Annotated in this window: 10 protein-coding genes and 10 tRNA genes; 13 read left to right on the top strand and 7 right to left on the bottom strand. The window is 34.9% G+C overall.

Annotated features, from left to right (window positions below; translation table 11 throughout):
• Nucleotides 1-107: 107 nt before the first annotated feature.
• The gene (locus tag H5S41_RS05305; RefSeq protein WP_182602598.1) at nucleotides 108-2,501 is read left to right on the top strand and encodes a glycoside hydrolase family 68 protein; all 2,394 of its coding nucleotides are present in this window, start codon (nucleotides 108-110) and stop codon (nucleotides 2,499-2,501) included.
• A 92-nt stretch (nucleotides 2,502-2,593) separates the two neighbouring features.
• Here H5S41_RS05305 and H5S41_RS05300 read toward each other — a convergent pair whose 3' ends face one another.
• The 3 genes from H5S41_RS05300 to H5S41_RS05290 all read right to left on the bottom strand — a co-directional run bounded on the left by H5S41_RS05300 (nucleotide 2,594) and on the right by H5S41_RS05290 (nucleotide 4,057).
• Nucleotides 2,594-2,752, bottom strand: coding sequence for a hypothetical protein (locus H5S41_RS05300; RefSeq protein WP_163704001.1), 159 nt, complete (start codon nucleotides 2,750-2,752; stop codon nucleotides 2,594-2,596).
• 70 nt (nucleotides 2,753-2,822) lie between these two features.
• Nucleotides 2,823-3,896 (bottom strand): tyrosine recombinase XerS, encoded by a 1,074-nt coding sequence (gene xerS / locus H5S41_RS05295; RefSeq protein WP_182602597.1) that lies wholly within the window; start codon nucleotides 3,894-3,896, stop codon nucleotides 2,823-2,825.
• An 87-nt stretch (nucleotides 3,897-3,983) separates the two neighbouring features.
• Nucleotides 3,984-4,057 (bottom strand) — tRNA-Pro (locus H5S41_RS05290).
• A 404-nt stretch (nucleotides 4,058-4,461) separates the two neighbouring features.
• On the opposite strand from H5S41_RS05290, the gene H5S41_RS05285 reads away from it, so the two are divergent.
• The 8 genes from H5S41_RS05285 (at nucleotide 4,462) to H5S41_RS05250 (ending at nucleotide 5,334) form a co-directional block, all read left to right on the top strand.
• Nucleotides 4,462-4,533 (top strand) — tRNA-Glu (locus tag H5S41_RS05285).
• Nucleotides 4,534-4,538: 5 nt separating this feature from the next.
• Nucleotides 4,539-4,610 (top strand) — tRNA-Gly (locus H5S41_RS05280).
• A gap of 15 nt (nucleotides 4,611-4,625) precedes the next feature.
• Nucleotides 4,626-4,711: transfer RNA gene (locus H5S41_RS05275), tRNA-Leu, on the top strand.
• Nucleotides 4,712-4,717: 6 nt separating this feature from the next.
• Nucleotides 4,718-4,791, top strand: a tRNA-Pro gene (locus tag H5S41_RS05270).
• 198 nt (nucleotides 4,792-4,989) lie between these two features.
• Nucleotides 4,990-5,060, top strand: a tRNA-Gly gene (locus H5S41_RS05265).
• Between the two features lie 17 nt (nucleotides 5,061-5,077).
• A tRNA-Glu gene (locus tag H5S41_RS05260) sits at nucleotides 5,078-5,149 on the top strand.
• A gap of 5 nt (nucleotides 5,150-5,154) precedes the next feature.
• A tRNA-Val gene (locus tag H5S41_RS05255) sits at nucleotides 5,155-5,227 on the top strand.
• A gap of 35 nt (nucleotides 5,228-5,262) precedes the next feature.
• Nucleotides 5,263-5,334 (top strand) — tRNA-Gln (locus H5S41_RS05250).
• A 66-nt stretch (nucleotides 5,335-5,400) separates the two neighbouring features.
• Here the strand turns inward: H5S41_RS05250 and H5S41_RS05245 are convergent.
• Nucleotides 5,401-5,754, bottom strand: a complete 354-nt coding sequence (locus H5S41_RS05245) for a hypothetical protein (RefSeq protein WP_182602596.1) — start codon at nucleotides 5,752-5,754, stop codon at nucleotides 5,401-5,403.
• 93 nt (nucleotides 5,755-5,847) lie between these two features.
• Nucleotides 5,848-6,495, bottom strand: a complete 648-nt coding sequence (locus tag H5S41_RS05240) for a DsbA family oxidoreductase (RefSeq protein WP_182602595.1) — start codon at nucleotides 6,493-6,495, stop codon at nucleotides 5,848-5,850.
• Between the two features lie 555 nt (nucleotides 6,496-7,050).
• Here H5S41_RS05240 and H5S41_RS05235 point away from each other — a divergent pair.
• The 4 genes from H5S41_RS05235 to H5S41_RS05220 all read left to right on the top strand — a co-directional run bounded on the left by H5S41_RS05235 (nucleotide 7,051) and on the right by H5S41_RS05220 (nucleotide 9,842).
• Nucleotides 7,051-7,122 (top strand) — tRNA-Arg (locus tag H5S41_RS05235).
• A gap of 414 nt (nucleotides 7,123-7,536) precedes the next feature.
• Nucleotides 7,537-8,496 (top strand): Abi family protein, encoded by a 960-nt coding sequence (locus H5S41_RS05230; RefSeq protein ID WP_310740911.1) that lies wholly within the window; start codon nucleotides 7,537-7,539, stop codon nucleotides 8,494-8,496.
• Between the two features lie 164 nt (nucleotides 8,497-8,660).
• Entirely contained in the window at nucleotides 8,661-9,017 is a 357-nt protein-coding gene (locus H5S41_RS05225; RefSeq protein ID WP_182602594.1) for a LapA family protein, read from the top strand.
• Between the two features lie 12 nt (nucleotides 9,018-9,029).
• Complete coding sequence (locus H5S41_RS05220) at nucleotides 9,030-9,842, top strand: HAD family hydrolase (RefSeq protein WP_182602593.1); 813 nt, start codon at nucleotides 9,030-9,032, stop codon at nucleotides 9,840-9,842.
• Nucleotides 9,843-9,914: 72 nt separating this feature from the next.
• Here the strand turns inward: H5S41_RS05220 and H5S41_RS05215 are convergent, their stop codons facing one another.
• Complete coding sequence (locus H5S41_RS05215; protein ID WP_153709574.1) at nucleotides 9,915-10,397, bottom strand: nucleoside 2-deoxyribosyltransferase; 483 nt, start codon at nucleotides 10,395-10,397, stop codon at nucleotides 9,915-9,917.
• Nucleotides 10,398-10,559: 162 nt separating this feature from the next.
• Nucleotides 10,560-11,678: a vitamin B12 independent methionine synthase gene (locus H5S41_RS05210; protein ID WP_182602592.1), complete on the bottom strand. Its 1,119-nt coding sequence runs from the start codon at nucleotides 11,676-11,678 to the stop codon at nucleotides 10,560-10,562.
• Between the last annotated feature and the right edge of the window lie 326 nt (nucleotides 11,679-12,004).

The following is a 12,004-nucleotide window of genomic DNA, read 5'->3' as shown; positions in this document are numbered from 1 at the left end:
TGAAAGTTTTGTGAAAATATTATTGATAATTTATATAAAGCATAATAAAATAATACAAAGTAAAATGTTAAACGTTAAGCAAAACAAAAGAAATGGGGTTTATTTCTATGCTAGAACACAAAGAACATAAGAAAATGTATAAGAGCGGTAAAAACTGGGCAGTAGTTACACTTTCAACAGCTGCTTTAGTTTTAGGAGCAACAACTGTAAATGCATCTGCAAATACTGATACAGAAAGCACTGATGTATCATCTACAGTAAAAGTTACAACTGACGATAATAATGTTGCTGTTAAAAGCGTTGTATTAGGTAGTGGTCAAACTACTGCATCTAGTGCAGCCACAGCTAAAGAAACAACTAGCGAAAGTAGTAATTCTTCTGTTGCTAATGCACAAAAGGCCAATAGCCAAGTAGCTGATTCTACTAATTCAGCTACAAGTTCATCTGCTTCTTCAAGCAGTGCAGATAACAAAGTAGCTAATTCAGCACAAGTAACAGATAATAATGGACAAAAAGCTGCACCAGCTGTTAAAGATACTGAAAATAATGCAGAAACGCCTGTAAATACTAAGGATTCTTCAACTGCAGATGCAGAAAAAGCCACACCACAAAAAGAAAATAATTCTAAACTAAATAAAGATGCAGAAAACGTTGTAAAAAATGCTGGAATTGACCCAGCTAGTTTAACCCAAGATCAAGTTAAGGCATTGAATAAGGTGAACTTTTCTAAGAATGCCAAAGCTGGCACACAGATGACTTACAGTGACCTTAAAAAGATTGGTGATGCCTTGGTAAAACAAGATCCGCGGTATGCTATTCCGTATTTTAATGCCAGTCAAATTAGAAATATGGATGCAGCATATACACGAGATGCAGAAACAGGTGAGTATGCTGATTTAGATATTTGGGATTCTTGGCCAGTACAAGATCCTGTCACTGGTTACGTTTCTAACTGGAATGGATACCAACTTGTTATTGCGATGATGGGACGACCACACCATGAAGATAATCACATTTACTTGCTATACAACAAGTACGGAGATAACGACTTTTCACATTGGCGTAATGCAGGATCAATTTTTGGATATAATGAGAATTCATTAACTCAAGAATGGTCTGGATCTGCTATTGTTAATTCAGATAATTCCATTCAACTTTTCTATACAATTAATGATACAAATAATGCAATTAATCATCAGAAGCTGGCAAGTGCAACTATGTACTTAACTGCTGATGAAAATGGTGTTCACATTGAAAAAGTAGATAACAATCATGTGGTCTTTGCTGGTGATGGTTATCACTATCAAACATATGACCAATGGAAACAAGTAAATAGCTTTGATGATAACTACACTCTTCGTGATGCTCATGTTATCCAAATGCCAAATGGTGATCGTTATTTAGTGTTTGAGGGAAACACTGGAACGGAAAATTACCAAGGTGAAAATCAACTTTATAATTGGTCAAACTATGGTGGAAACGATTTATTCAATATTCAAAGTTTATTCCATCTTACTAATACTACAAATATTGATTATAAAAAGGCTATCTTTGCAAATGGTGCTTTAGGTATTCTTAAGTTAAATAACGATGAAAAAAATCCACAAGTAGAAGAAGTTTATTCTCCATTAATTACATCAAATATGGTAAGCGATGAGCTTGAACGCCCTAATGTAGTTAAACTCGGTGATAAATATTACCTTTTCTCTGCCACTCGTTTGAGCCGGGGTACAAATATTGATATTCTTAATGAAGCTAATAAGACTGTTGGAGATAACGTAGCAATGATTGGTTATGTTTCAGATAGTCTTACTGGCCCATATAAGCCATTGAATGATTCTGGAGTTGTCTTAACTGCATCAGTTCCTGCAAATTGGCGAACTGCAACTTATTCCTACTATGCAGTACCTGTAAAAGGTAAAGCAAATCAGTTGTTAATTACTTCATACATGACTAACCGTGGGGAAGTAGCAGGTAAAGGAATGAATTCAACTTGGGCACCTAGCTTTATTGTTCAAGTAAATCCAGATAATACTACTATTGTCTTAGCTCAAGCTACTAATCAAGGTAACTGGGTATGGAATGATAACAGTGAAAATAATGATATGCTTGGAACGTTACAAACAGCAGCTTTACCTGGGGAAATGGGTAAGCCGATTGATTGGGATTTAATTGGAGGTTATGGATTAAAGCCACATGATCCAGCAACACCGGAAACTCCAACTACTCCTGAAACGCCATCAACACCTAAGACACCAGAAACGCCAACTACCCCTGAAACACCATCAACACCTAAGACGCCAGATACTCCAACTACTCCTGAAGTGCCTTCAACCCCTCAAACTCCAGTTACACCTGAAGATCCTAAACAACCAGAAACCAAGAGTGGTCGTTTACCACAAACTGGTAACGGTTCAAGTAAGGCTGTAATGGGATTAGGTGTAGCAACCTTGCTTGGTATGTTTGGCCTTGCTGGTGTTAACAAGCGTCGTTACTACTAGTAGAAACAAAAAATCGCTAAAGCTTAATTTAAAGCTTAGCGATTTTTGTTTTAAAATTTTTATTTTGTAAAAAACAATATATCTATTATTGGCTAATGCAATTGTTGTAAGACTTTGCGGCAATAATAGCAATGAATTTGTCCATCTTTATCAGCAAGCCGGCGAGCATGGAATGCTGAGAATGTATAGTGCTCGTGGCAAAACGGACAAACATATTGTCTTTTTCCAAACAATGATGTAATAAAGCCCAAAATTTTCTCCTCCATCAAAAATTATACACCAGCATCTATTATACCGAAGATAGTCATTAATCAAAAGCAATTATTTGTTTTGATCAGAAGTTTTACTGATTTGTTTAAGTGCATCTCGTTGTTGTTTTTGGTCAACATGAGTATATAAATCGGTGGCAGAAGTACCTTTTTGACCAAGCTGTTGCGCAACTAACACCTGATCCTTTGTTACTTCATACATTTCCGACGCAAGCGTATGGCGCAATTTATGTGGAGTAAGTGGATGACCAAATGCAGTTGAATACTTTTTAACCATTTTCTCAATTGCATTAGCTGTCATCCGGCGGGTTTGCTGATGGTAAAGAGTTAGAAAGAAGGCTGTATCTTTTTTCAATGCGTGGTACCGTTGTGCACGAATTGATTGGTAAGATTGAATATACGAAACCGCCCATGGAGCAATTGGAACAGAATCTCGCTGCCCTCCTTTTCGGGTAACATCAAGCAGAGATTGCTTCAAGTTTAGATCGGCAAGGTTTACACTGGCAGCTTCCGAAACACGTACTCCGGTTCCAAGAATAAGCGCAATAATTGCAATATCGCGTTCCTTATTTATTTTATAGGAAGGCAGAGCTCTCTTATCACATTTGTTGGGGTACTCTTTTTCGATAAAATTAATAAAATCAAACTTCATTTCTCCTCGATACATATGCGATGCAAGAGTATGAGCACGGTAATTTAGTGTTTTTGTATCATTAAGCGAATCAATTTTTAACATGACATTTCGATCAAAGTAAGACTCGCCGTTATTATTATCAGCCGTAACAGTTAAAAATTTATATAGCGACCTTAAAGCGTTAATTGATCGGTTAATTGAGGTAGGGGAGTTTAACCGTCCCTGCGCGTTGGTCGTATGCTGTAAATAATCAATATAAAGCATAACATCATTTCTTCGCAGAGTAGCTAGTGTATTAATTGGTAAATCTTTATTAGAGTTAACAGAAACAAGCCCGCTTGATCTAAGCCAGTCAAAGAAGCGTCGAATTTCCGTTAAATATTGATACGTTGTTGTAACCGCATGATTAGTTCCTAAATAATATTCATTAACGTATTCGGGAAGATTTTTTAATTCCTCCTGAATCAAATTCAAATATTTATCAGCTTCCATGTTATCGATTCTCCTATAAAATTTGTACTAGCTATGAATAATAAAAAAAGTCGCATGAAAGAATAACTTTCAACGACCTAAAATCTATCGGGAAAACAGGATTCGAACCTGCGACCCCCTGGTCCCAAACCAGGTGCTCTACCAAGCTGAGCTATTTCCCGTTAACAACAGAACAGGTTATATTTTATCAATTCTAAAGGAAATAGTAAAGCTATATTTAGTTGGTTTTATTTTGATTGTAGAACTAATTACTCTTTCTTTAAGTAGTTGTATAGTGCTTATAATTAGCGAGTTCAATCGTAAATAGCGGTCAAAATAGCCGTTAAGATAATCAATTTCGATGGTGTATAAATCCTTTTAAGCTTAGCAATTGACTTATTAAATAATGCTTACAAATAAAGCTTAGATTTATGGAGGCAACATTCTATATGGCTAGTTGGTTATTTTAATCAAAAAAATCTAAAAAAGTTCTTGCTATTTTATAGATCACTTGTTATTATTAATAACGTTGTGAAAGACGAGTTAACAATTTAAGTTGAAATTGTTTGTTACATTATATTAATATGACCCGTTAGTCAAGTGGTTAAGACACCAGCCTTTCACGCTGGTATCGTGGGTTCAAATCCCGCACGGGTCATTTTTGCGGAAGTAGTTCAGTGGTAGAACATCACCTTGCCATGGTGGGGGTCGCGGGTTCGAATCCCGTCTTCCGCTTAGCCAGTTCATTATGCCGGGGTGGCGGAATTGGCAGACGCACAGGACTTAAAATCCTGCGGTTAGTGATAACCGTACCGGTTCGATCCCGGTCCTCGGCACTTTTTCGGGAAATAGCTCAGCTTGGTAGAGCACCTGGTTTGGGACCAGGGGGTCGCAGGTTCGAATCCTGTTTTCCCGATCTGGCTAAAGCACTTAAGAAGTTTTCTAACTTCTTAAGTGCTTTTTTACATATTAATGAAAGGGAAAACTATGAGTAACAGTTATTAAATATGGTAAATACTTAATGTGCAAATACTTAAAAAGAAATAAAATATTTTTACAAAAAAGTATTGCTTTTTCTAACATTACTTGATATTATTATACTCGTCGCTGAGATGCGGGTATAGTTTAGTGGTAAAACCACAGCCTTCCAAGCTGTTGTCGCGAGTTCGATTCTCGTTACCCGCTTTTAGTTATGTTAATATGGCCCGTTAGTCAAGTGGTTAAGACACCAGCCTTTCACGCTGGTATCGTGGGTTCAAATCCCGCACGGGTCATTTTTGGAGGATTAGCTCAGTTGGGAGAGCATCTGCCTTACAAGCAGGGGGTCACAGGTTCGAGCCCTGTATCCTCCATTAAGTAGATAATTCTACTTAGATTCACATATGATTGGGCTATAGCCAAGCGGTAAGGCAACGGTTTTTGGTACCGTCATGCGCTGGTTCGAATCCAGCTAGCCCAATTATTTAAGCCGCTGTTAAGAATAATGCTTCTTAACAGCGGCCTTTTTTATATTTAAAAGTAATGCTTATTCACGATTTAATATGATATGCCATACAAAAAAGCCTACACCAATAATTAATGCTAACCATGCCCATAGTTGTAGTGGTAAGTATATCTTAAAAGTTAATAAGCCAAGAATCCAGCTTATTAACATCATTGATAGTCCTGCAATATCGCCGCCTAGTCCATCGATTCCACAGGTAGCAATATAAACAATTCCAGAAGCAAGATATAAAAGTGCCACAATAAGCTCTGCCGTACCAGCGTAAACCCGAATTGCTGAAATTGGGCTACCAAATCCTTTTACAATTGATTGAACAAATATAATAATGGCGAGTACAATCATAATAATTCCAACAACTATCTTAGTTACTTTCATTATAAAAGACCTCCTCACGACCATTTTACTCGTTACATAAATTATTATAAAGAATTAACAATGTGCAAGGAGGGAGTGAAAGCATGTGGCTAATTAAGCATTTTTATTAATTACTTTTTTCAATGCTTCTAAAAACACCTCATAAGGTTGAGCACCAGTAATAGAATATTTGTTATTAATGACGAATAAAGGCGCACTCGGCATACCAATCATAAATGCGCGCCGTTCGTTTTTTCGTACTTCAGTCTCAAATTTTCCAGATTCAAGGACGCTTTTTACGTCATTAGTGGGTAATCCAATTGATGACATTGCATTAGTTAAAACCTTATTGTCAGCAATTGACTTATTATCATTAAAATATACCTGATAAAGACGTTTAACGGTTTTATTTAATAATGCTTGATTATTTAAGCTTTCGACATACTTGATTAATCGATGAGCCGCTAATGTATTAACGGGAATTGCAGCTTCCATTTTAATTGGTAAATTAATGTTAGCAGCCATTTTATCAATTTGTTCAAGCTGAGATAAAGCTTCTTGAGTAGTTAGCTTATACGTTTGTGCATAGTACTCAGTCATTGACTTATTTGTTGTTGTTGGTAATGTCGGATCTAATTGAAACGACATAAATTCTAGTGGCCTCTGATCAGCTATTTTTAGCTCTTCAAGTGCCCGTTGTAATTGAGTAATACCAATATAACAATATGGGCAAGCAATATCAGCCCAGTATTTAATTTCCATAATAATAATTGCTCCTTAAAAAATAAGTATCATTTAAATCTAACCATAAAAATGGCAAAGTTACTAGTAAAGATTGCAAAGAGGGCATGATTTAATTCAAAATCAACCTGTCATTAAAATTATAGTTTTAATGACACAGAAATGAAAAAGCCCCTCAAATTAGCAATTTTGGACTTCCTTAAGACTTACATTTAAATTAGTTTTTATTTAAATAAAAATTTGATTCCTTATATCTAAATTTTTAATATTGCATATACATAAGTTCCTGTTTAACTTGTAATTTTGTATTTTTAATTAATTGATATTTTTTAGTCTGAGAACGATATTTGTAATCTGGCTAATTTAAGTTTTGCTGACGATGACTAAGACGATGACTAAATGGATAATTATTTGCTAAAATTCTGTTAGCGTCAATATTAAAAGCAATTTCAGCTAATTTGTTTTTATTGATTCATTAATAGCATGACATCTTATATCATTAACCATTATATTTTTAAGGAAAATTGACAAAAACTCTTTATTTTTTCAATAAATGCGCTAAAATAAAATTATAAAGCGTCCTTAGTGTAATGGATAGCACATGAGATTTCGGTCCTCATGATCCGAGTTCGACTCTCGGGGGACGCATTTTTGAGAAACCGTATAAAAAATAAGCTCCAGTAAAACGCTGATATAACGGCATTTTACTGGAGCTCTTATTTTGCTATAAGAAAGATCATCATCATGTTTGCATTAAGTATTACCTTCCCTTCAGACAATTCCAACTTGTTTGCATAATGTACTCCCGCTATCTGTTATAATAAATGAATACATTTATTGAAACTAAATAGACTAATTTTATTTGAACATTATATAGAAAGTAATCAAAAATAATGTCTGTCCAAGTGAAGTAACGACATAGAAATTACTTTGAAATAATAATTATTGACATTGAGCTAAATTATAGTAGAATGATGGTATGGAAGAGTGATAGTTACCCTACGGGGGCTATTACGGGAGAAAGCCTTCATTCTACGTTATAGAATGGAGGCTTTTCTTTTTGTGGAAAAAGAATTTAAGTTATTAGAGCAACAACTAGAAATTATAAAATCTCGTGGGATTAATATTTCTGATGACAATAAAGTTAAAGACTATCTACTGACTAATAATTATTACAACATAATTAACGGATATAGTAAGCCCTTTCTGAGAGGAAGAGAAGATTACTTACCTGGCACTAAATTTAATGAAATCAAATATCTTTACTTTTTTGATGAAGAAATAAAGCGTTTACTATTTCATGGAATTTTATTAGCAGAACATCATATTAAATCAGTACTTGCATATCGATTTGCTGAAGCATATCCAAACAAAAAATATGCATACCTAGATGTTGATTCTTTTGATCATAGTAAAAGTATTTTTATCGCATATATTGTTAACAAATTAAATCAGATCATTAAAAAGAACAAAAGGTATCATAATAATGCTATTAGCCACTATGCTGAACATTACCATGATGTACCAATTTGGGTCCTTGTTGATTTTATAGATTTTGGTGAACTACAAACGCTTTTAAAAGTATTAGAGAAGCCTATTCAAAATAAAATTGCTAGAGATTTAACAAAATTCATAAGAGATAACATTCCGGATTTTGAAACCGTATTTCCTCCTGAAACAATGTTATCGTTAATTGCGAATATTCATGAGGTTCGAAATATATGCGCACATAATAAGCGTTTAATTTATTTTAAATGTCGTGAAGACTCTTTATACTTTTCAGCTCTAGACGAAAAGTATAATATTAGTCCCGCCGATGAACGAAGAGGTGTTTACACTACTTTTCTAAGCCTTCAATGTTTTCTAAGTAAAACTGAATATGCTGAATTAAATAATAGTATAAGAAAACGAATCCGACATATTCTAACTAAACAAATCAACACCATTGATATTAACTCAATCATTACATTGTATGGTTTTCCGAATGATTGGTATAATTTGCCATCAATATCTCAGGGTTAAATTTTCCCACCGATAATTATAACCCCAGCAGGCTAAGGAGCTGTTCGTATCTTGTAACATTTTGACAAAAACTATTGCCTCTCCTTCCCTTATCTTTCTTTACCATTAGTTCCTAAATTAATATAATGAATGTATTACGGTAAAAGCATAAGGAGGAACTTCAGTTGAAAAAGCAATCAACAACTATTGCTTCAATCGTTATTTTGATTATTATTGCTATTTTCGCCTTGCTTAATACAGCAACGGTGGTAGTTAACCTTTTTGGAGCACGAGTGAAAACACCATTAGTATTACTAATCTTTATCTGTTTGCTAATTGGAGCAATGACTATTTACTTATTATCATTCTCTAGTCATTTAAAAACTACTAAAGAACTAAAAGAATTACAATCATCACGAATTAGTAAAGATGAACTAAAAAGGTATCAAAAGAAAATCAATCAACTCCAAAAAGAAAATTCACAATTGAAGCAACAGATTAAACAGCAAGACAGTCAAAAAGCCGCTTCACCTGTAAAATAGAAAGGAATATTGATGAAGAAATACGGTTTTATTGCGGTTGATATAGACGGCACCCTCCTAGATGATAATGATCATTTTGATATTAAACGATTTAATAAGGATGTCGCCCTTCTCCAGCAAGCAGGATACCATTTTATTATTGCCAGCGGAAACAGTTATGACGCATTGACAACTATTTTCCGCCCTTGCCCTCTTGTAAAAGAATTTGTTGCTGAAAATGGTGGTCGAATAGTAATAGATCAAAAGTCGATATATAATCAAACTCACTCTAAAAAGACATTACAGCAGGTACTATCTTTTATTAATGAAAAATTGCCAAAACCTGATATTTTATCGTTATCTGGAAGATCACAGACAATTATTGCAAACCAATATCGAGATGTTCCGGTTCCTTATTATCCGCATCATACTTATTTTACTAGCCTAGAAGAAATTAATGAACCCATTTACAATTTGAACATTGGTTGGGCTAAACAGAAAATATCACAAGAAGTAATTCAAGATTATGTCAAACAACTGAATCGCTTCTGTAGTGCCATTCAAGCTACCTATAGCGGTGCATATGGAATTGATATCTTACCTGCAGGTGTTAATAAAGCACGCGGACTAAAAGAATTAGTTGAAAGATACTTAAATGGAACGTTAGCACAAGTTGTTGCATTTGGTGATACATCAAATGATATCGAGATGTTGACAGAAGCTGGATGTGGGATTGCAATGAAGAATGCGACTAGTGATTTACTTAAAGTTGCTGATAAAGTTACTATTAATGATAATAATCATGATGGCTTATTAACTGAAATTGAACAGTTATTTTTAAGTTAACGGCATTAGAAATATTATGTAAACTAATTGTTTGAGAAAAAGACCGGAGAATTATTTTCCGGTCTTTTTTCATCAATATACGCCGCCGTCATAGAAATTATAGGATGGCTTATTGAAGTCGTATTGGGGAAGTTCGGACATTTTAATAAAGTTATCGGCAATTCCCCAACTCATTAAGTTGATTGGTTTACCAAAATCTTCATCAGGGATAACAACCATAATATACTTACCAAGCGCGCGTGCCATTCCTAATTCAACGCCCATTCCGACATCCTCTTCTTCTGGAATATATACCGCCAATAGCATATCAGAAGTTGAAACTCCTACTCGATCACCATTATAGGTTGCCGTGCTCCATTCACGATCTTGTAAAAGTTCAGGATGCTCGTCGACCCGTAATCCTTTGTACTGATGTTGTAATGGCACATATGAATTTTCAACATCTACTGTTGGATTTGTTTTGATTGCATTCATTGCGTCCTCATAAGCCTTATTCTGCTTATCAGTAAACCATCCTGCGCAAAAATATACAGTCTTACTCTTTTGATTTGTCATTAAATGAACTCCCCTTTAATTTTTGTTCATTTAAATTCTATCATGAAATAGACGGATTAACCAATTACTATTTAGCTTAGAATTCGTCTGTTGCTTTTCTAAGCTAAGTAAATTTGTATCCAGGTAATGTACAATATTCATCTATAATCCCTTCTTCCGATGCTATTTCCAAACTTCTTCTGCAATTTCTTTGATTAATCGTATTTTTTGCCATTCCTGCTCTTCAGTTAAGATATTTCCCTCCTCTGTTGAAGCAAAACCACATTGCGGACTGATTGCTAAATTCGTTAAGGGAACATACTTAGTCGCTTCATTAATTCGTGCAATAATTGACTCTTTATCTTCTAGTTGACCGCTTTTAGAAGTGACGAGGCCTAAGGCAATACGAACATTAGGACGGTTATTCCAAATAGTAGCTAATGGTGCAAAATCTCCCGAACGATTATTATCATATTCAAGAAAGAAGCCATCATAATTTAGTTGTGCTAAATATTCAGCTATTGGCTCATATCCTCCAGAAAATAGAAAGGTTGATTTAAAATTCCCACGGCAAATATGAGTAGTAACAGTTAAGTCGGCTGGCAAACCTGCTAAGGCCTTATTAATTACTGTCACCGCATCCTGAGCTAATTTAATGTATTTTTGATGTTCCTGCGGATTGTCTTTGCTTGCATTAAGTTTACTTATCAAGAATGCCCATGTTGTATCATCGATTTGAAGATAACGACAACCTAAGTCATAAAAGTGTTGAATTGTTTTGTTATACGCTGTTGCTAAATCTGTTAAATAGTCTTCCCATTGGTCATAATAGTCAGCCCAATTATCAGAACGATTGTCACGGAAAAGCATCGTTGGTGACGGAATTGTTTGTTTAACAATAACAGCATCGCCAGCTTGCCCTTGTGTGAATTTAAAAGCTTCAAAAAACGGATGATTAGGATTATACGAGACTTTACCTCCTAGCTCAGCGTTGTCTGTTCGTGTTTCTGCCCCTTGAAACTTATAGCTTTGCTGATAATCATATTTTGCTACTCCATTAAGTCCCCATAGAAAATCGAGGTGCCACCAGCTACGGCGAAACTCACCATCAGTAACCGCGTGAAGACCGATTTGTTTTTCCTTAGTAATTAAATCCGCAATACATTGATCTTCAACTTTTGTTAGGGCACCGTAATCAATTTCTCCTGCTTTGAACTTTGCACGTGCATTTTTTAATTTACTAGGACGGAGAAAACTTCCAACAATATCGTAGCGGTAAGGTGTTGTAATCTGTTCTGTCATAACTAATCAATTCCTTCCTCAATAAAAATAAGTAATAAAAAATCCCTAGGAACTACACTAGCTCCTAGGGACGTTCATTAACGTGGTACCACCCTTAAATTTAGTAGATGCTTACACAACTACCCTCATAAGTACACCCTTGTTAGGGTAAACTCAGACACTTTATCGGGTGTCAGGCGTAGTTTGCTCACTTAATAAGCTCACAATACTATTAGAATCCCAAGACCATCTTCATGAATCTCTGCTATATCAGTTTTCACCAACCCTGACTCTCTATAATAGCATCAAAGCATTACTCATCTTTCTCTAATTAATTATTAATTTTG

Source organism: Limosilactobacillus albertensis (genome assembly GCF_014145555.1).
GTDB lineage: Bacteria > Bacillota > Bacilli > Lactobacillales > Lactobacillaceae > Limosilactobacillus > Limosilactobacillus albertensis.
This window is presented reverse-complemented; position numbering and strand designations above follow the sequence as displayed.

Coding starts and splice junctions, on each gene's coding strand:
- xerS (WP_182602597.1), bottom strand. CDS start 3,896: ATGGAAGCTGATAAATATTTGAATTTGATTCAGGAGGAATTAAAAAAT.
- H5S41_RS05245 (WP_182602596.1), bottom strand. CDS start 5,754: ATGAAAGTAACTAAGATAGTTGTTGGAATTATTATGATTGTACTCGCC.
- H5S41_RS05220 (WP_182602593.1), top strand. CDS start 9,030: ATGAAGAAATACGGTTTTATTGCGGTTGATATAGACGGCACCCTCCTA.
- H5S41_RS05240 (WP_182602595.1), bottom strand. CDS start 6,495: ATGGAAATTAAATACTGGGCTGATATTGCTTGCCCATATTGTTATATT.
- H5S41_RS05305 (WP_182602598.1), top strand. CDS start 108: ATGCTAGAACACAAAGAACATAAGAAAATGTATAAGAGCGGTAAAAAC.
- H5S41_RS05210 (WP_182602592.1), bottom strand. CDS start 11,678: ATGACAGAACAGATTACAACACCTTACCGCTACGATATTGTTGGAAGT.
- H5S41_RS05215 (WP_153709574.1), bottom strand. CDS start 10,397: ATGACAAATCAAAAGAGTAAGACTGTATATTTTTGCGCAGGATGGTTT.